We start from the raw sequence: 18630 nt of genomic DNA on the forward strand, positions 1-18630 counted from the left end.
GTTGTCTATCTTTTCAGCATCAAAACTTGATACATATCAATTTTGGTATGACCAATGCACCGTTCGTGTTATTCTCACTCTCGAAGAACATTTTCATTACCGTAACTTGTTGTTAATTAAAGGCTATACTCATAACTTTTAATTAACAATTGGTTAATAAATTTGAGGGGGTCACGTTGACTACACCATTGAAAAGGATCGTGATTGTCGGCGGCGGTGCTGGCGGACTGGAAATGGCGACGCAGCTGGGTAAAAAACTCGGGCGTAAGAAAAAGGCCAAAATCACACTGGTAGACAGAAACCACAGTCACTTGTGGAAACCGTTACTGCATGAAGTGGCGACGGGTTCACTGGACGAAGGTGTGGATGCGCTGAGTTATTTGGCTCATGCCCGTAACCATGGCTTCCAGTTCCAGTTAGGCTCGGTGGTGGATATCGATCGTGAAGCGAAGACCATTACTCTCGCTGAGCTGCGCGATGAGAAGGGTGAGCTGCTGGTTCCTGAGCGTAAAGTGCCGTATGACACGCTGGTGATGGCGTTGGGCAGTACGTCCAACGATTTTAACACCCCTGGCGTGAAAGAAAACTGCATTTTCCTCGATAACCCGCATCAGGCGCGTCGTTTCCACCAGGAGATGCTGAATCTGTTCCTGAAGTATTCCGCGAATCTGGGCGCTAACGGAAAAGTGAATATCGCCATTGTGGGTGGCGGTGCGACGGGTGTTGAACTCTCCGCTGAGCTGCACAATGCGGTAAAACAACTGCACAGCTATGGTTACAAAGGGCTGACCAATGACGCGCTGAACGTTACGCTGGTCGAAGCCGGTGAGCGTATTCTGCCTGCGTTGCCGCCGCGTATTTCCGGTGCTGCGCATAATGAGTTGACCAAACTGGGCGTACGCGTACTGACCCAGACGATGGTAACCAGCGCTGACGAAGGGGGACTGCACACCAAAGATGGCGAATACATTAAAGCCGATCTGATGGTGTGGGCGGCGGGTATCAAAGCGCCAGACTTTATGAAAGACATTGGCGGTCTGGAAACGAACCGTATTAACCAACTGGTGGTTGAGCCAACTCTGCAGAGCACGCGCGATCCTGACGTGTACGCGATTGGCGACTGCGCTTCCTGCGCTCGCCCGGAAGGCGGTTTTGTGCCTCCGCGCGCTCAGGCAGCACACCAGATGGCGACCTGCGCGATGAACAATATTCTGGCACAGATGAACGGTAAGCCGCTGAAAGCGTATCAGTACAAAGATCACGGCTCTCTGGTCTCGCTCTCTAACTTCTCTACCGTGGGTAGCCTGATGGGCAACCTGACCCGTGGTTCGATGATGGTGGAAGGACGTATTGCGCGCTTTGTGTACATCTCACTGTACCGCATGCACCAGATTGCTTTGCACGGCTACTTCAAAACCGGCCTGATGATGCTGGTCGGCAGTATCAACCGGGTGATTCGCCCGCGTCTGAAACTGCATTAATATCGACCTGTGGCGTCGGATGATTTTACGCATCCGACGCCTTCCTTCAGAGTTGTCTGAATCATTCCGCTTTCTCTCCACCTCCCGCTATTTTCATCCGTAATCTGATTGGCATTCCTTACCTTCTGTTGCAAAGTTGTTGCTAATAGCAAAAAAGGAGGTAGTCCCGTGAATAAATCAATGTTGGCGGGTATAGGGATTGGCGTAGCTGCTGCGCTGGGTGTTGCAGCGGTGGCCAGTCTGAACGTTTTCGAGCGTGGCCCACAGTATGCGCAAGTTGTCTCTGCAACACCGATTAAAGAGTCGGTAAAAACACCGCGTCAGGAGTGCCGGAACGTAACGGTCACCCACCGCAAGCCGGTACAAGATGAAAACCGTATCGCGGGTTCCGTACTGGGCGCGGTTGCGGGTGGTGTAATTGGGCATCAGTTTGGCGGCGGACGTGGTAAAGATATTGCCACCGTGGCCGGTGCTTTAGGCGGCGGCTATGCAGGTAACCAGATTCAGGGTTCGATGCAGGAAAACGATACTTACACCACCACGCAGCAGCGTTGTAAAACGGTGTATGACAAATCTGAAAAGATGCTGGGCTACGACGTGACGTACAAAATTGGCGATCAGCAGGGGAAAATCCGTATGGATAAGGACCCCGGCGCGCAAATTCCGTTGGATAACAACGGACAGTTGGTACTGAATAACAAAGCGTAAAATAGCATTATCCTGAACATTAGCCCCCCATTCGCTCAGGCTGGGGGGCTTTTTTTATCAGAAGGTTAAGGCGTAGTTCAGACCAAAAGTACGACCCCGGCCCTTGTATTCATACAGTGACGGGCTGCCGTAGGTTGGGCTATACAGTAGTGGCGCACGTTGTCCCCACAGTGTGGTGTACTCTTCATTCAGCAGGTTTTCCACGCTGAAGGTCAGCTTACCCAACGGGAGCTGATAGCTGCCGATAAAGTCCATCGTGTTATAGCCATCCAGCTTGTTACCGCTGGCGTCGGTCAGATCAAATGTTTGCTGGCTCTGTACGCGCAAGGTCCACGGTTCTGGTGCCCAGCCGACCCACGCGGTTGCTTTTGACGGTGAGGCCAGCGTGACATCCCATTTTTGCCATTTACCGTTCTGTTTCACTTCCGATTTAATGACGTTGAAGTTGCCACCCAGGCTCCAGTCCGTGTCCGCAATGAAATAATCCACCGCACCTTCAAGGCCATAAATGCGGCGATCGTCGGGCTGAACGTTAATGGTCATATCGCTGCGGTTGATAACGATCGATTTATCTGAAGTCGAGTAGTAAGCGGCCAGTTGCGTGCGCAGACTATCGCCGGTATAGCGCCACCCCAGTTCGTACGAGTTAACTTTAATCCCTTCCAGACGTGAATCCGCCACGTTGACGCTGCGCTGGAGCTGGTAATGATCGCCAACCAGCGAATAGGTACCGTTACCGTAATATTTCCCTGGGTCCGGAAGCTCCACGCCCTGAGAAAAGTTAAACCACGTTTGCTGACGGTCGGTCAGGTGGGCAAGGATACCGGCGTTGAACAGGAAATTATCGTAATCGGTTTTGCCGCCTGGAATGGTATCGGCAGAGTTCGCAAGCCCGGTCGCGATTCCCTGCTGTTGAGCATAGCCAACGAAATCATCAACCCTGTTTTCGGTCCACTGATAGCGCACGCCGGCGCTGAGGGTAAAGATATCGTTAATGTCATAGCTGTTTTGCAGGAAAGGCGCGAAGTTGGTGATGCTGTAACCGGGGTAACGCCCGGTGGTATAAGCTGTACGGTTATCCATACCGCCGGAGGGCAGGGACCAGGCCAGATCGAAGAATTTCTGATTGGAGTCGAAGGTTTCGTGATCGGCATCGACACCCCACGTCAGCTCCCAGTTATCCATCAACTGGCTGTTGAGGGTAATTTTGGCACCAAACTGGTCGGTGTCCTGCTGTGATGCGGAGAAACTGGTGACTTTGCCTTTGCTGAGCGTAGGGAAGGGGTAGAATTTCAGCGATTCGTCACGGTAATAGATTTGGCTGACCAGGTTCTGGCCAAAAAAATCTGCATCTGAATATTGCAGACTAATAAGATGACGTTCGGTGCCGGGAATACGATCGGAATTCAGTCCGCTGCTGGTATATGCTTTGCCGTTTCCGGTCACGGCGGACATGTTCTCGCCGAGATCCAGCCCGTAATCGTCATCCCCCTGACTTTTATAGTACTGCGTAACCAGTTGCAACTGACGGTTGTCGTCAAGTTCAATCGTCCCTGTGCCCATGACGTCCAGACGATCGGAGTGCTGTAACCCGGTTTGGGTGTTATCGAGCAGCAGGGCATCGTGATTACCGTCATACCAGCCGCCAAATCGTTGATACGCGACGGACATACGCCCGGAAGCGCGATCGGTTCCGCCACTCACCGCCGCGGCAACGCGTTCATCATGATCGTTGCTATTGTTGAAGCCGCTTTTGCTCCCCAGTTCGAGTTCTACTTCACGCTCCGGCTGACCTTTTTTGGTGACAATGTTGATTAATCCGCCGGTACTGCCACCGCCATAAAGAGAGGTTGCGCCTGAAATGACTTCAATATGCGCAATGTTAAATGGGTCAATGGAGTCAAGCTGACGGCTGTCGGTTCGCGAGGAGTTCAGACGGACGCCGTCAATTAGCACGACAATGGCGCGACCGCGCATGTTCATGCCGTAGTTTGTGCGTCCCTGGCTACTAACATCGATTCCTGGGATTAGCTGAGCAAGAACATCCTTGAACTCTTTTCCTCCCTGAACCTGTTGTTCAATCTCGCTTCCTTCAATAACCCATGTCGTTTGCGCCATTTCTGCCACGGTGCGCTGGCTACGGTTGGCGCTGACGATGAGGTTCTCTTCCTCAGCCGCAACAGCGGGTAGAGTTAAAGATAACAGAAGAGGATTGAGCACCCAGAGACGCTTATGCATTTGTATTCCTTTTAAAAAAAGTCGGTCTGTTTTTGTTATAGCGGTAGAGAAACCGATGGTTACATTGTGAAACAGGCATTAAAACAAATGCGAATATTGCTGATAATAATTGTCGTTATCAATACTTTTTACAAAAAATGATCGGGTAACACGATGAAAACAATGAGAAATGTAGGGACAATAGAACGGGAATCTAACCGGGGGCTTTATCAGCTCCCGGTGGTGTGAGTACAGGGGGGAATTGCGGGAAAGGCTTAAGCTTTGACGAGTTCGGGCCACAGTCGCAGGGTTGTGTGTGCGATCTGCATCAGTTTTTCAAACGTTGCGCCTTCACGGGCGCTGATCGACATACCTTGTAAAATACAGTTCAGGTATTCGGCCAGTTTTTGCACGTCGCAATGGGCCGGAATTTCGCCTCGTTGCTGGCGCTGGTGAAGGAACTGGGTAAGCGTCTGTTCCTGCATTGCATGGCGGGATTTCACCGTGTGTGCAATATCGCGGGAAGAGGCTGCCAGCGTCGCAGAAGTATTAATCATGAAACATCCCGCCGGGGTGTCCTTGCTGGTAAAGCAGGTCGCTATAGCGGTGAAATAGTCTTCCAGTGCGGACTCAAGGCTTTTTTCTTCACAAAACAGCTGAGCTTCGTGTTTCGCCGCAAAGCGGGTGATGTAGCGGTCCAGTACGGCACGGAACAACCCTTCTTTATTGGTGAACTCCGCATACAGCGTGGGCGCTTTTGCGCCGGTGGCTTCCACGAGATCGGCGAGCGAGGTCGCTTCATATCCGTGCTGCCAGAAGAGTGTCATGGCCTTATCAAGCGCGGCTTCCCTGTCGAACACTTTTGGTCGGCCACGGCTTTTTTTTGCACAACCTGTCGTTTCAGTTGTCATGGCGCCGATGTACCTTTGTTGGGTTTATTGAATAACCATTATAAAAATATTCGACTGCACACTCCAGCGGATTCACGATAAAAATAATTTATAGCTATTAGTATGAAAAATAAGACCTTTATATTTTATATAACGATCATTATAAAAAAATGTTGACGTGTGACCTGGATCACATCTATGATTTACCTATCGATCGTTAAGTTAATATTTTCGACACCCATTCATCTGCTAAAGGTCACTATCATGAAAAACGTAAAAACACTGTTTGTTGCTGCTGTTCTTAGCTCACTGTCATTTGCAAGCTTTGCCGCTGTTGAAGTTCAATCCACTCCTGCGGGCCAAGAGAAAGTCGGTACTATTTCTGCGAATGCGGGGACTAACTTAGGTTCTTTGGAAGATCAACTGGCGCAGAAAGCCGATGAGATGGGTGCGAAGTCTTTCCGTATTACTTCCGTTACCGGTCCTAACACTCTTCACGGAACTGCTGTTATCTACAAATAAGATTTAACCCATCGCAATGCCACTGCGAGTTAAATAAAAAACCCCCGCGGAATAAAATCCAGCGGGGGTTTTTTTATACACTACGTTTACAGCGGTTGTTGAGCAACATCATGATGACGAGTCACATCGACCGGCATGCCAGAGCGAATCTCCATCGCATGATCCATGACGGCGGTATCTGTTTGCGCCGCATTTTTAAATGTCTGCATGGACGCGTTCAGCACGATCGGCAGCAGTTGCGGGTCGTCATTGATTTTTTCGGACAGCGGTTGGTGTACTTCCACCAGGCGCACGCCGTTAGGCTCAACGGATGCTTTGATCGGCGTATTGATAATATTGACCTTAGTTCCGGGCGTTACCTGACGGAACAGGGTTTCTATATCACCGTCGCGCAGACGAATACAGCCGGAGCTGACGCGCATTCCGATGCCAAAATCAGCATTTGTACCGTGCAACAGGTACACGCCGCCGTATGCCGCTAAGCGAATCGCATGATGGCCCATCGGGTTATCCGGACCGGCAGGCACAACGGCAGGCAGGTCAATCCCGTTTGCTTTGTATCGCGCGCGGATATTTGCCGTCGGCGTCCAGGTGGGGTTGGCGCGTTTATCAGAGATGGTGGTTACCATCGTAGGCGTCAGCGTGTCACCACCTAACTGGCCAATACCAATAGGATACACGGTCACCGAATTGGTCCCCGGCTGGTAATAATAAAGACGCAGTTCGGCGAGGTTGATAACAATACCTTCGCGCGGGGCATCAGGTAGCAGAGTTTGTAACGGGATCGTCAAAACGCTGCCCGGACGTGGTACGTAAGGGTCAACGCCAGGGTTGGCCTGCAGCAGCGCGAGAAAGCCGACATTGTACTTTTTCGCAATCGCTTCCAGAGAACCGCCATTGTCTTCAACAACGTGAACGGCATTCTGACCCACCAGACGGCTTCCCGGTGGCGGCAGCGGCCAGGTGTTTGCCTGAGCCGGAAGTGCTAACGCGAATGTCGCTGCAAGCGTAAAAAACGCGAGCCAGCGAGAGAGTCGTTTATTGTTTAACATCACCATAAATCCATTGTTTTTACGTGGTTTTTATTATGTAAAAGTAAACGAGAATTATGGCTGTTTGCTGTGTCGGGAAGTGCAGGGAAGTGCAAAGAGTTTGTAAATTCATCAGGCCGGGTGAGTGGTGTGCTCACCCGGCCTGTTCACTATGCTTATGCTACGGCGTTTTCTTCAAGCTGACGCATAAACTGGCGGACCCATTCGATCCGCGTTTTACGCTCGCTCAACTCCTGCATGAATTTCAGCCGGGTTGGACCGTCCAGACGGAAGTGCTGCGGCTGCTTTTGCAGTAAACCAATCAGCCAGACCGGGTTGACGTGGTTTTTCTCGGCAAATTCAATGGTACCGCCTTTTTCATTGCCTTCGAGCTTTCTGATCCCCAGTTTCTGCGCCTGCTGGCGTAAACGGGCGATATCCAGCAGCGTACGAGCCGGGTCGGGCAGCAAGCCAAAACGGTCTATCAGCTCAACCTTAATTTCTTCCAGTTCGTTTTCGCCTTTCGCACTGGCAATGCGCTTGTAGAACGACAGTCGGGTGTTTACATCCGGGATATAGTCATCCGGCAGCAGAGACGGCATGCGCAGTTCAACTTCGGTTTGCTGGCTGGTGAGATCTTCCAGTGACGGTTCACGCCCTTCTTTGAGCGCATCGACCGCGTTTTCCAGCAGTTCCATATACAGTGAGAAGCCGATGCTTTCCATGGAACCACTCTGATCTTCACCCAGTAATTCCCCGGCGCCGCGAATTTCGAGGTCGTGGGTCGCCAGCGCAAAACCTGCACCCAAATCTTCCAGCGAGGCGATGGCTTCCAGACGTTTTTGCGCGTCGGTGGTCATCGCTTTCGGATGCGGCGTCAGCAGCCAGGCGTAAGCCTGGTGGTGAGAACGTCCCACACGACCGCGCAACTGGTGTAATTGCGCTAAACCGAAGTGATCCGCTCGTTCGATGATGATGGTGTTAGCGGTGGGGATGTCGATCCCGGTTTCGATAATGGTGGTACACACCAGCACGTTAAAACGCTGATGGTGGAAATCGTTCATCACGCGTTCCAGTTCGCGCTCGCGCATTTGTCCGTGACCGATACCAATACGCGCTTCCGGCACCAGTTCTGCTAATCTGTCAGCGGTTTTCTGAATGTTTTCGACGTCGTTAAACAGATAATAAACTTGTCCCCCGCGCAGAACTTCACGCAGGATCGCCTCGCGTACCACCAGGTTGTCGTATTCGCGCACGAAGGTTTTGACCGCCAGACGACGAGCGGGCGGCGTGGCGATAATCGACAGATCGCGCATGCCGCTCATTGCCATATTGAGCGTACGTGGAATTGGCGTTGCCGTCAGGGTCAGAATATCGACATCTGCGCGCATCGCCTTGATGCGTTCTTTGTGGCGAACGCCGAAACGGTGCTCTTCATCGACAATCAGCAGACCCAGATCTTTTAACTTCACATCTGCTTGCAGCAGTTTGTGCGTGCCGATGAGAATATCAATTTTTCCCTCGGCAACTTGCTCCAGAATCTGCGCTTGCTCTTTGGCGCTACGGAAACGGGACAACATCTCAATGCGTACCGGCCAGTTGGCAAAGCGGTCGCGGAAGTTGTCGAAGTGCTGCTGTGCGAGCAGGGTGGTCGGCACCAGCACGGCAACCTGCTTGTGGTTCTCTACGGCGAGAAAGGCCGCGCGCATCGCGACTTCGGTTTTACCAAAGCCGACGTCGCCGCACACCAGGCGGTCCATGGCCAGCGGTTGACACATATCGCTGAGTACCGCGTTAATCGCCTGCGCCTGGTCAGGCGTGGTTTCAAACGGGAAACTGTCGCAAAACAGCTGATACTGTTCACGGTCATGCTTAAAGGCAAAGCCTTCTTTCGCCGCGCGCTGGGCATAAATATCCAGCAGCTCTGCCGCAACATCGCGCACCTTCTCAGCGGCTTTCTGTCGGGCACGTGACCAGGCATCGCCGCCAAGTTTATGCAGCGGCGCATTCTCTTCTGCGCCACCTGCATAGCGGCTGATCAGATGCAGTGACGACACCGGCACGTACAGTTTGGCGTCGTTGGCATAGGTGAGCATCAGATATTCACCGGTGATGCCGCCCGCTTCCAGCGTGGTCATACCGGCATAACGACCCACGCCATGCTCCAGATGCACCACCGGCTGACCGGGATGCAGCTCTGCGAGGTTACGAATTAACGTATCCGGGTTGATGGTGCGACGAGAATCCTGGCGGCGGCGCGCCACGCGTTCCCCAAGCAGATCGCTTTCACAAATCAGCGCCAGATTGCGTTTGCTATCGATGAAGCCGTGCTCAGCTGCGCCAATCATCAGATAACGACCGTTATCTACGGCTTCATCGAGTCGCAATATTCGCTTCGGCGCCACTTTGATACGGGCGAGCAGTTCGCCAAGTGCTTCACGGCGGCCTTCACTTTCCACCGAGAAAATCACCGGACCGGTGAAGCCTTCAAGGAATTTACGTAACGCATCTAACGGCGCTTTTTGCTGTGCCTGAACGGCGATATCCGGCAGCTTCTGGAACCCGAGGTTAGTATTCGCTGCTTTGTTCGCCAGACTCTCGGTTTTCAGTTGAACGCGCGGCCAGCGTTTAAGTTCAGAGAACAGCTCATCAACCCGCAGCCACAGCGATTCCGGCGGCAGAAGCGGGCGCATCGGATCAACACCGCGATTTTCAAAGCGCGACAGGGTATCGGCCTGGAAGCGTTCTGCGCTGGTCTCGATATCACCGGTATTCACCAATAACGTATTGGCGGGGAAGTAGCTGAACAGCGGCGGCAGCGGCTCGCTGAAAAACAGCGGTTGCCAGTATTCAATACCCGCAGGTAACGTGCCTTTGCTGACCTGCTGGTAAATATGTTCGGCGTCGCGTTTCACCTCAAAGGTATCGCGCCACTGGCTACGGAATAGTTCGATGGCCGTTTTGTCAGTCGGGAATTCGTGTGCGGGAAGCAAATTAATGGCATCGACTTCTTCCAGCGTGCGCTGGGTGTCGGTATCAAACAGACGCAGGCTGTCGATTTCGTCATCAAAGAAATCCAGACGATAAGGCAACTCGCTGCCCATCGGGAACAAATCCAACAACGCGCCGCGCGTGGCATATTCGCCGTGTTCCATGACCTGATCAACATGGCGATAGCCCGCACTGTCCAGCTGTTCGCGCAGAGCGTCACGTGAAAGTCGCTGGCCCTTTTTCATGACCAGCGCATGACCGTGCAGATAGCTGTGCGGACAGACGCGCTGCATCAGTGTATTTACCGGAACGATCAGCACGCCGCGCTGCATGGCAGGCAGTTGATACAGCGTGGAGAGCCGCGAGGAGATAATCTCCTGATGGGGAGAAAAGCTGTCGTAGGGTAGCGTTTCCCAGTCGGCCAGGTTCATCACCATCTGGTCAGTAAACTGACGAATTTCATCATGCAAACGCAGCGCATTTTGCATGTCCGGCGCGATCAGGACCACTGGACCCGCGTGATGTTCGGCGATTTCGGCGACCAGCGTTGCGCAGGCGGCACCGGTAAGCTCACCTAACTGGCGCTGATCGCCAGCTTTCGCCGGGAGCGTGTAACGATGTTGTTCAGGCATTCGGTTGTCAGGATCTCGTTTAGATATACATCTGATAAGCAATGTTCTTTATTATCCGTGATCGTTTCTCATAAGCAAATTGATTCGCCCCCTGATGGGGGCAAAAAGCGCGTAGGGGGTTAGCGCGAGACAGCCGATAAAGAAGGCGGGGAAAAGAGCAGGTCGGCCACTGTTTTTTGTGAAATTTTACGTACCAACAGGCCAAACAAGGTGCACAGTAGCAGGCAGGCGAACGGATACACCAGCAGCAGGGCCAGCTCCGCATAGGCAGGCCAGGCGGTATGATTGATTTTGGGGATTAGCGTTAAGCTGAACAGCTCAACCAGAATACGGTGGGTGGTGTAGATGGCGATGGTATTGGCACCAATCACGCTTAACGGGCCGGACTCACGCATACCAAAGCGCAGCTCAAATTGATAAAACAGCTTCATGATCAGCACAATGGAAAGCAGAGAAAGTAATAGTGAGACATTTGCCAGCCACGCTACGACGGCGGCGATTGCGCTAACCAGAACAATGACCGCATGGCGGCGCAGGGGCACCTCCTTGATCCATACCATCAGCGTTGCGCCAAACCATGCACCGAGGCTGTACCAGGGCAGATTGCGAATCACGCTGTTCATTCCCCACCACGGCGTCGGGACAAAATTGATCGCCACGCTCAGCACCACAAATAACGCCAACAGCGGCACCGCCCAGCGGCTGAAAATTTTACACAGAACAAAATAGACAATCAGCGCGTACAGATACCACAAGCTGGTACTGGCGGTCAGCATTCCGTGGGTAAAACCCGCGATCGAATCGGCATACGCGGCGTTGGCAGCATGGCTCAGATCGCGCTGTGGGGCCAGCCAGTTATTGAGCGCGACTAACGCCAGCCATTGCACCACTCCCCAAAGCACCAGCACCCAGGCAATGCTCCAGATCCGCTTATCCACGCAGGTGGGCCACGGGACGCTATCAATGTAGCGACGGATCAGATACCCAGAAATAAAGAAAAAGACCGGCATGCGAAACGGCGCCAGGTACAAATTGAGGTAAATCCAGCATTTGCTCAGCAGCTCTGAAAGCGGATGCTGAAAAGTAGTGAGGTGCGGGTAAAACGTGATTACCGAGTGGTAAATCACCACCAGACAAATACATAATCCTTTGATTTGATTAATCCATAGTTCTTTTTTCTTCATCGAGACGGCGTATCCATATTGTTGGCTATAGCCTGCCATCCTGCGCAACCCGCTGTGCGCTGTAATGCGTAACTGTCTGCATTTTGTTTTTTTAAGATAAAGATCAGGGACCCGGGCTGAAGGGTAGAGGGACAACTTTAGCGAATTGATTTATTTATACTTTTAGGAATAGTGCTGACGAACACTTACGGTTCAGTCATTTACCCATTCCGCTTTCGCTTATATACTCGTGACTTTGCTAACAGCAACCAGACGGATTTCATGTACCAACCTGTCGCTCTATTCATCGGCCTGCGTTATATGCGTGGGCGTGCAGCAGATCGCTTCGGTCGCTTCGTTTCCTGGCTCTCCACCATAGGCATTACTCTCGGGGTAATGGCGCTGGTCACGGTGTTGTCGGTGATGAACGGTTTCGAGCGCGAGCTGCAAAACAATATTCTTGGCCTGATGCCTCAGGCCGTACTCTCGTCTGAACAGGGTTCCCTCAACCCGCAACAACTGCCGGAAAAAGCGGTGGTGTTGAACGGCGTCAACCGCGTTGCACCCATAACTACGGGAGATGTGGTGCTGCAAAGCGCGCGTAGCGTTGCCGTCGGCGTGATGCTCGGTATCGATCCGGCGCAAAAAGATCCGTTAACGCCGTATCTGGTCAATGTGAAGCAAACAGATCTGCAACCGGGTAAGTATAATGTCATCCTCGGCGAGCAGCTTGCCGGGCAGTTGGGCGTGAACCGTGGCGATCAAATCCGTGTGATGGTGCCCTCGGCCAGCCAGTTTACGCCGATGGGGCGTTTGCCGAGCCAGCGTTTGTTTACGGTGATTGGCACTTTCGCCGCCAACAGCGAAGTCGATGGCTACCAGATGCTGACCAACATTCAGGATGCCTCGCGTCTGATGCGCTATCCGGTGGGTAATATCACTGGCTGGCGTCTGTGGCTGAACGAACCGTTAAAAGTTGACACGCTGAGCCAGCAAACGCTGCCGCAAGGCACCAAATGGCAGGACTGGCGCGAGCGCAAAGGGGAACTGTTCCAGGCCGTGCGCATGGAAAAGAACATGATGGGGCTGCTGCTTAGCCTGATCGTGGCGGTGGCGGCTTTTAATATTATTACCTCGCTGGGTCTGATGGTAATGGAGAAGCAAGGGGAAGTGGCGATTTTACAAACGCAGGGGCTAACGCCGCGGCAGATAATGATGGTGTTTATGGTTCAGGGGGCCAGTGCCGGGGTGATTGGCGCGCTGCTGGGCGCCGTACTGGGTGCCTTGCTCGCCAGCCAACTGAACAATCTGATGCCAATTATTGGTGTGCTGCTGGATGGCGCTGCGCTGCCGGTCGCTATCGAGCCGCTGCAGGTTATCGTCATTGCGCTGGTGGCGATGGCCATCGCGCTGCTGTCTACGCTTTATCCTTCCTGGCGCGCTGCCGCCACTCAACCCGCTGAGGCTTTACGTTATGAATAAGATCCTGTTGCAATGCGACAACCTGTGCAAACGCTATCAGGAAGGCACTGTGCAGACCGATGTACTGCACGATGTCAGTTTTTGCGTCGGCGAAGGTGAGATGATGGCGATTGTCGGCAGCTCAGGCTCCGGCAAGAGTACGTTGCTGCATCTGTTAGGTGGGTTGGATACCCCGACTTCCGGCGACGTCATTTTTAGCGGTCAACCAATGAGCAAGCTCTCGTCGGCGGCGAAAGCGGAACTGCGCAATCAGAAGCTGGGCTTTATTTACCAGTTCCACCATTTGCTGCCGGATTTTACCGCGCTGGAAAACGTAGCGATGCCGCTGCTGATCGGCAAGAAAAAACCGGCTGAAATCACCGAGCGCGCACGGGATATGCTGAAAGCGGTAGGGCTGGATCATCGTGCCAGTCATCGCCCGTCTGAACTGTCTGGCGGCGAACGCCAGCGGGTGGCCATCGCGCGTGCGCTGGTGAATAACCCGCGTCTGGTCCTGGCGGATGAGCCAACGGGTAACCTGGATGCGCGTAACGCGGACAGCATTTTCGAGCTTCTGGGTGAGCTGAACCGCTCTCAGGGCACGGCATTTCTGGTGGTGACGCACGATCTGCAACTGGCGAAGCGGATGAGTCGCCAGCTTGAAATGCGCGATGGTCGCCTGACGGCTGAACTGAGCCTGATGGGAGCTGAGTAATGGCTTCGCCTTTATCGTTATTGATTGGTCTGCGCTTTAGCCGTGGTCGGCGGCGCGGCGGTATGGTTTCGTTGATTTCGGTGATATCTACCGTTGGCATCGCGTTGGGTGTGGCGGTGTTGATCGTCGGTTTAAGTGCCATGAACGGATTTGAGCGTGAGCTGAACAACCGTATTCTGGCCGTAGTCCCACACGGAGAGATTGAAGCCGTAAATCAGCCGTGGAATAACTGGCAGGAAGCGCTCGACAAGGTACAAAAAGTGCCGGGTATTGTCGCCGCGGCGCCTTATATCAACTTTACCGGACTGGTGGAGAGCGGGGCGAACTTACGCGCGGTGCAGGTGAAGGGCGTAGACCCGAAACAGGAACAGCGTTTAAGCGCGTTGCCATCCTTTGTGCAAAACCACGCCTGGGATAATTTTAAAGCCGGTGAACAACAAATCATCATTGGTAAGGGTATTGCCGATGCGCTGAAGGTGAAGCAGGGTGACTGGGTGTCGATTATGATCCCTAACGCCAGTGCGGATCATAAGCTACAGCAGCCTAAACGCGTGCGTTTGCACGTGACGGGGATCCTGCAACTGAGCGGTCAGCTCGATCACAGCTTTGCCATGATCCCAATGGAAGATGCGCAGCAATATCTTGATATGGGAACCAGTGTTTCCGGGATCGCGCTGAAGGTTAACGACGTGTTTAACGCCAATAAGCTGGTGCGAGACGCGGGTGAAGTCACCAATAACTATGTTTACATCAAGAGCTGGATCGGCACCTACGGATATATGTACCGCGATATTCAGATGATCCGCGCCATTATGTATCTGGCGATGGTGCTGGTTATTGGCGTGGCCTGTTTTAATATCGTTTCCACGTTAGTGATGGCGGTAAAAGACAAAAGCGGCGATATTGCGGTATTAAGAACCCTCGGGGCGAAAGATGGGTTGATCCGTGCCATTTTTGTCTGGTACGGCCTGCTGGCGGGTCTGTTCGGTAGCCTGATAGGCGTCGTCATAGGGGTGGTTGTGTCGTTGCAACTGACGCCGATCATAAACGGGATTGAGGCGCTTATCGGCCATCAGTTCCTGTCCGGCGATATCTATTTCATTGACTTCCTGCCATCGGAATTACACTGGCTGGATGTGATTTACGTGCTGGTGACAGCACTCGTGCTGAGTCTTTTGGCAAGTTGGTATCCGGCGCGTCGCGCCAGCAATATTGATCCTGCGAGAGTACTTAGCGGCCAATAACAACAATAATACACGACAGCATTCATGCTGCATCAAGGCGTAGCCAACGCAGAGGCATCTTGAAGGATGACGTGTATCAAGGAGCGGTGATGTATTACGGATTTGACATCGGCGGGACCAAAATTGCGCTGGGCGTGTTTGATAAGCAACGTCGTCTGCAATGGGAAACTCGCGTTCCTACGCCTCGCGACAGCTACGACGCTTTCCTTGATGCGGTCTGCAATCTGGTGACGGAAGCGGATCAGCGGTTCGGCATCAAAGGTTCGGTAGGCATCGGCATTCCGGGCATGCCGGAAACCGAAGACGGCACGCTGTACGCGGCCAACGTTCCTGCCGCCAGTGGCAAACCACTCCGTGCCGATCTCAGCGCTCGCCTTGACCGCGATGTGCGTCTTGATAACGATGCGAACTGTTTTGCTCTCTCCGAAGCCTGGGATGACGAGTTCACCCAATATCCGCTGGTGATGGGGTTGATCCTCGGTACGGGCGTCGGCGGCGGCCTGGTGCTTAACGGGAAATCCATCACCGGACGCAGCTATATCACCGGTGAGTTTGGTCATATTCGTTTGCCGGTCGATGCGCTGACGCTGATGGGCTTTGATTTCCCGCTGCGCCGCTGCGGATGCGGTCAACTGGGATGCATCGAAAGCTATCTTTCCGGCGGTGGATTTGCGTGGTTGTATCAGCATTACTACCATCAACCGCTGGATGCCCGCGAAATCATCGCGCTGTGGGAGCAGGGTGACGAACACGCGCGTGCCCACGTTGAACGCTATCTGGATTTGCTGGCAGTGTGTCTTGGGAATATCCTGACTATCGTCGATCCTGATTTGGTGGTGATTGGCGGAGGCTTGTCGAATTTTACCGCTATTACGACGCAACTGGCGGATCGACTGCCACGTCATCTGCTGCCGGTTGCCCGGGTACCGCGTATTGAGCAGGCACGGCACGGTGATGCCGGCGGGATGCGCGGGGCTGCTTTCCTACATCTTACCGATTAATACAAAGAGGTTGTTATGCTGTCGCGTCGGGGTCATCGGTTAAGCCGCTTTCGTAAAAATAAACGCCATTTGCGCGATCGCCTGCGTCAACGAATCTTTTTCAGAGACAGAGTGGTGCCTGAATTGATGGAAAAACCAAGAGTGCTGGTACTGACTGGAGCGGGAATCTCCGCTGAGTCAGGAATTCGAACATTCCGCGCGGCGGATGGTCTCTGGGAAGAACATCGGGTAGAGGACGTTGCGACTCCGGAAGGATTTAGTCGAAACCCGGAACTGGTTCAGTCGTTTTATAACGCCCGTCGCCATCAGTTGCAGCAGCCTGAAATCCAACCCAACGCGGCGCATATCGCACTGGCAAAACTCGAAGCCGAGCTGGGCGATCGTTTTTTACTGGTGACGCAGAACATTGATAATCTGCATGAGCGTGCGGGCAGCCAGAACGTTATCCATATGCACGGCGAGTTGCTCAAAGTTCGCTGTTCGCAAAGCGGGCAGATTCTGGAATGGACGGGCGATGTGACACCGGAAGATAAATGTCATTGCTGCCAGTTTCCGGCACCGCTGCGACCACACGTAGTGTGGTTTGGTGAAATGCCGCTGGGTATGGATGAAATTTATATGGCACTGGCAATGGCAGATGTGTTCATTGCGATTGGCACATCGGGACATGTTTATCCGGCAGCGGGTTTTGTGCATGAGGCGCGGCTGCATGGGGCACATACGGTAGAACTCAATCTCGAACCGAGCCAGGTAGGCAGCGAGTTTGAAGAGAAGTATTACGGTCCGGCAAGCCAGGTAGTGCCTGAGTTCGTTGAGAAGTTATTGAAAGGGCTGTAACGGCTATCCGGATAATACTGTTTAAGCCTGTACAAGCTGGCGGTCCTCACGCAGGGCCGCCATAATCAAAAATCCTACGATGTAAAAACAACAGATCAGCCCCAGTGCGCTTAGCCATATGGGTAGTCGGGTAATGTAAACCAGGCTGCACGAGATAATCACCAGAATAATTCCGGTATACATGGGGTGCGCAATCCAGGCAAAAATGCCGCGCGTAACCCTTTTTGCACGAGGTAAATAGTAGCCTGTCCATGTGTGGCTCTCCCCCAAATCCCATTTTCCTTTGATGACCAGCGCGTTACCTACGATCGCCAAAATCAGACATCCCCACTCCACCGGGCCAATCTGATGATTGAAAAACAGGCTGTAGCCAAAAACCAGGATCGGTATTAAAAAAGTGAGTCGTAGCAGGCGGGTTGCGGTGATGGGCAGCAAAGGACGAGCGTTTACCGGCTGTTTACGAGGGAGGATCACCAGCGTAAATACGATCAGATTAGCCAACTCAAGTAGCAGCCAGAGCGTTGTCATTGGAAGCCTCAGAAGCCGACCTGGAATACTGTAAGCATAGCCAGAAACTGGAGAGCGGGAGTCAGTCGAAAGACGTAAAAGTCGGGTTGGCAGGTAGCAACCCGGCGCAGCGAGGCCTGCCGGGTTGCACGAGTATTAGCGTCCTGCTTTCAGCTTCTGATAATACTCTTCATAGATAGCGCTGGCGGAACCCACATCGTTCTGCCATTCCCCTTTGTTGATGGTTTCTGCGTCAGGGTAGAGCGTTTTATCATTCGCGACTTCAGGACTTAACAGCTTACGCGCTGCCAGGTTTGGCGTCGGATAACCAATAGTTTCCGCAACTTCTTTCGCGACGTCCGGGCGCAGCAGGAAGTTAATCAGCTTCAGCGCACCTTCTTTGTTTTTCGCGTTAGCCGGAATAGACAGGCTGTCCATCCAGAAAATGCCACCTTCTTTCGGCCATACCACTTCCAACGGTGTGCCCGCCTGACGCGCAACATACGCGGAGCCGTTCCACACCATTCCCAGATTGACTTCGCCTTCCATATACGGGTTGGCCGGGTTGTCAGAGTTAAATGCCGCAACGTTAGGCATCAGCTTCTTCAACTCGTTATAGGCGGCTTCAATCTCTTTAGGATCGGTGGTATTGCCGGAATATCCCAGCTTGCGCAGCGCCACCTGGAACACTTCTCGCGCATCATCCGTTAACAGCAGACTGCCTTTGTACTCCGGCTTCCACAGATCGGCCCAACTGGTGACGGTTTTCGGATCGATAGCATCGCTGTTGACGCCAATGGCCGTCGCACCCCAGATATACGGGATGGAGTAGTCATTGTTTGGGTCAAACGGCTTGTTGAGCATTTCCGGATCGAGGTTGTGGAAGTTGGTCAACGTCGACTTGTCGATCTTCTGGATCATGCCTTCTTTACGCATTTTATCGACGTAATAGGTGGACGGAACCACCAAATCGTATGCGCCGTCTTTATAGGTTTTGAGCTTGGCGTACATGGTTTCATTCGACTCGTAGGTCGAATAGATAACCTTAATGCCGGTTTCTTTGGTGAACTGCTCCAGCAGCCCCGGTGGGACATACTCGGTCCAGTTATAGAAATAGAGCGTGTTGTTGTCATTCGCGTGAGCGGCGCTCATGCCCAGTGCCAGAGCACCCGCCGCGAGCAGGTGGCGTGACCATTTTTTCATCATTTAACGTCCCCTGAATTAAGGGCC

General features: G+C 53.0%; 15 protein-coding genes. 8 read left to right on the forward strand and 7 right to left on the reverse strand.

Annotated elements, in window-relative coordinates; genetic code table 11:
• The first annotated feature begins 176 nt into the window (after nt 1-176).
• Nucleotides 177-1481: an NADH-quinone dehydrogenase gene (gene ndh, locus OGY10_RS18365; protein WP_003832263.1), complete on the forward strand. Its 1305-nt coding sequence runs from the start codon at nt 177-179 to the stop codon at nt 1479-1481.
• A 168-nt stretch (nt 1482-1649) separates the two neighbouring features.
• Nucleotides 1650-2189, forward strand: a complete 540-nt coding sequence (locus tag OGY10_RS18370) for a glycine zipper 2TM domain-containing protein (protein ID WP_003030814.1) — start codon at nt 1650-1652, stop codon at nt 2187-2189.
• A gap of 57 nt (nt 2190-2246) precedes the next feature.
• Here the strand turns inward: OGY10_RS18370 and OGY10_RS18375 are convergent, their stop codons facing one another.
• Together OGY10_RS18375 and comR are read right to left on the reverse strand one after the other, a co-directional pair.
• The gene (locus tag OGY10_RS18375; protein ID WP_103014556.1) at nt 2247-4427 is read right to left on the reverse strand and encodes a TonB-dependent siderophore receptor; all 2181 of its coding nucleotides are present in this window, start codon (nt 4425-4427) and stop codon (nt 2247-2249) included.
• Nucleotides 4428-4681: 254 nt separating this feature from the next.
• Complete coding sequence (gene comR, locus OGY10_RS18380) at nt 4682-5317, reverse strand: TetR family copper-responsive transcriptional repressor ComR (protein WP_008784432.1); 636 nt, start codon at nt 5315-5317, stop codon at nt 4682-4684.
• Nucleotides 5318-5560: 243 nt separating this feature from the next.
• On the opposite strand from comR, the gene bhsA reads away from it, so the two are divergent.
• Entirely contained in the window at nt 5561-5818 is a 258-nt protein-coding gene (gene bhsA / locus OGY10_RS18385) for a multiple stress resistance protein BhsA (RefSeq protein WP_003030810.1), read from the forward strand.
• Nucleotides 5819-5904: 86 nt separating this feature from the next.
• On the opposite strand, the gene ldtC is transcribed toward bhsA, so the two are convergent.
• The 3 genes from ldtC to OGY10_RS18400 all read right to left on the reverse strand — a co-directional run bounded on the left by ldtC (nt 5905) and on the right by OGY10_RS18400 (nt 11656).
• On the reverse strand, nt 5905-6870 hold the full coding sequence (gene ldtC / locus OGY10_RS18390; RefSeq protein ID WP_032944376.1) for a L,D-transpeptidase LdtC: 966 nt from the start codon (nt 6868-6870) through the stop codon (nt 5905-5907).
• A gap of 155 nt (nt 6871-7025) precedes the next feature.
• On the reverse strand, nt 7026-10472 hold the full coding sequence (gene mfd / locus OGY10_RS18395; RefSeq protein ID WP_079935354.1) for a transcription-repair coupling factor: 3447 nt from the start codon (nt 10470-10472) through the stop codon (nt 7026-7028).
• 119 nt (nt 10473-10591) lie between these two features.
• A complete protein-coding gene (locus OGY10_RS18400; RefSeq protein ID WP_032943025.1) occupies nt 10592-11656 on the reverse strand; it encodes an acyltransferase family protein in 1065 nt (354 codons plus the stop codon).
• Nucleotides 11657-11917: 261 nt separating this feature from the next.
• Between OGY10_RS18400 and lolC the strand changes: the two genes are divergently transcribed.
• The 5 genes from lolC to cobB all read left to right on the forward strand — a co-directional run bounded on the left by lolC (nt 11918) and on the right by cobB (nt 16893).
• On the forward strand, nt 11918-13117 hold the full coding sequence (lolC, locus tag OGY10_RS18405; RefSeq protein ID WP_032934420.1) for a lipoprotein-releasing ABC transporter permease subunit LolC: 1200 nt from the start codon (nt 11918-11920) through the stop codon (nt 13115-13117).
• On the forward strand, nt 13110-13811 hold the full coding sequence (gene lolD, locus OGY10_RS18410; protein WP_003832278.1) for a lipoprotein-releasing ABC transporter ATP-binding protein LolD: 702 nt from the start codon (nt 13110-13112) through the stop codon (nt 13809-13811). Before lolC ends, lolD begins: the two co-directional genes overlap by 8 nt.
• Nucleotides 13811-15055, forward strand: a complete 1245-nt coding sequence (gene lolE, locus OGY10_RS18415; protein ID WP_003030804.1) for a lipoprotein-releasing ABC transporter permease subunit LolE — start codon at nt 13811-13813, stop codon at nt 15053-15055. The genes lolD and lolE overlap by 1 nt, the downstream gene beginning before the upstream one ends.
• Before the next feature lie 89 nt (nt 15056-15144).
• Nucleotides 15145-16056 carry an N-acetylglucosamine kinase gene (nagK, locus tag OGY10_RS18420; protein WP_020996481.1) on the forward strand — a complete coding sequence of 304 codons (912 nt, stop codon included), beginning with the start codon at nt 15145-15147 and terminating at the stop codon, nt 16054-16056.
• 15 nt (nt 16057-16071) lie between these two features.
• Nucleotides 16072-16893, forward strand: a complete 822-nt coding sequence (cobB, locus tag OGY10_RS18425; RefSeq protein ID WP_003832281.1) for a Sir2 family NAD+-dependent deacetylase — start codon at nt 16072-16074, stop codon at nt 16891-16893.
• Nucleotides 16894-16914: 21 nt separating this feature from the next.
• Here cobB and OGY10_RS18430 read toward each other — a convergent pair whose 3' ends face one another.
• Both OGY10_RS18430 and potD read right to left on the reverse strand, forming a co-directional pair.
• Nucleotides 16915-17421 (reverse strand): methyltransferase family protein, encoded by a 507-nt coding sequence (locus tag OGY10_RS18430; protein WP_191226154.1) that lies wholly within the window; start codon nt 17419-17421, stop codon nt 16915-16917.
• A gap of 135 nt (nt 17422-17556) precedes the next feature.
• Nucleotides 17557-18603: a spermidine/putrescine ABC transporter substrate-binding protein PotD gene (gene potD, locus OGY10_RS18435; RefSeq protein ID WP_191227215.1), complete on the reverse strand. Its 1047-nt coding sequence runs from the start codon at nt 18601-18603 to the stop codon at nt 17557-17559.
• Between the last annotated feature and the right edge of the window lie 27 nt (nt 18604-18630).

Origin of the sequence: Citrobacter sp. Cpo148 (assembly GCF_030332375.1) — a bacterium.
Taxonomy (GTDB): Bacteria; Pseudomonadota; Gammaproteobacteria; order Enterobacterales; family Enterobacteriaceae; genus Citrobacter; species Citrobacter portucalensis.

What these genes read in the sequence shown, in the direction of transcription:
- OGY10_RS18375 (WP_103014556.1), bottom strand. Translation starts at nt 4,427, where the DNA reads ATGCATAAGCGTCTCTGGGTGCTCAATCCTCTTCTGTTATCTTTAACT.
- comR (WP_008784432.1), bottom strand. Translation starts at nt 5,317, where the DNA reads ATGACAACTGAAACGACAGGTTGTGCAAAAAAAAGCCGTGGCCGACCA.
- bhsA (WP_003030810.1), top strand. Translation starts at nt 5,561, where the DNA reads ATGAAAAACGTAAAAACACTGTTTGTTGCTGCTGTTCTTAGCTCACTG.
- ldtC (WP_032944376.1), bottom strand. Translation starts at nt 6,870, where the DNA reads ATGTTAAACAATAAACGACTCTCTCGCTGGCTCGCGTTTTTTACGCTT.
- mfd (WP_079935354.1), bottom strand. Translation starts at nt 10,472, where the DNA reads ATGCCTGAACAACATCGTTACACGCTCCCGGCGAAAGCTGGCGATCAG.
- OGY10_RS18400 (WP_032943025.1), bottom strand. Translation starts at nt 11,656, where the DNA reads ATGAAGAAAAAAGAACTATGGATTAATCAAATCAAAGGATTATGTATT.
- lolC (WP_032934420.1), top strand. Translation starts at nt 11,918, where the DNA reads ATGTACCAACCTGTCGCTCTATTCATCGGCCTGCGTTATATGCGTGGG.
- lolD (WP_003832278.1), top strand. Translation starts at nt 13,110, where the DNA reads ATGAATAAGATCCTGTTGCAATGCGACAACCTGTGCAAACGCTATCAG.
- lolE (WP_003030804.1), top strand. Translation starts at nt 13,811, where the DNA reads ATGGCTTCGCCTTTATCGTTATTGATTGGTCTGCGCTTTAGCCGTGGT.
- nagK (WP_020996481.1), top strand. Translation starts at nt 15,145, where the DNA reads ATGTATTACGGATTTGACATCGGCGGGACCAAAATTGCGCTGGGCGTG.
- cobB (WP_003832281.1), top strand. Translation starts at nt 16,072, where the DNA reads ATGCTGTCGCGTCGGGGTCATCGGTTAAGCCGCTTTCGTAAAAATAAA.
- OGY10_RS18430 (WP_191226154.1), bottom strand. Translation starts at nt 17,421, where the DNA reads ATGACAACGCTCTGGCTGCTACTTGAGTTGGCTAATCTGATCGTATTT.
- potD (WP_191227215.1), bottom strand. Translation starts at nt 18,603, where the DNA reads ATGAAAAAATGGTCACGCCACCTGCTCGCGGCGGGTGCTCTGGCACTG.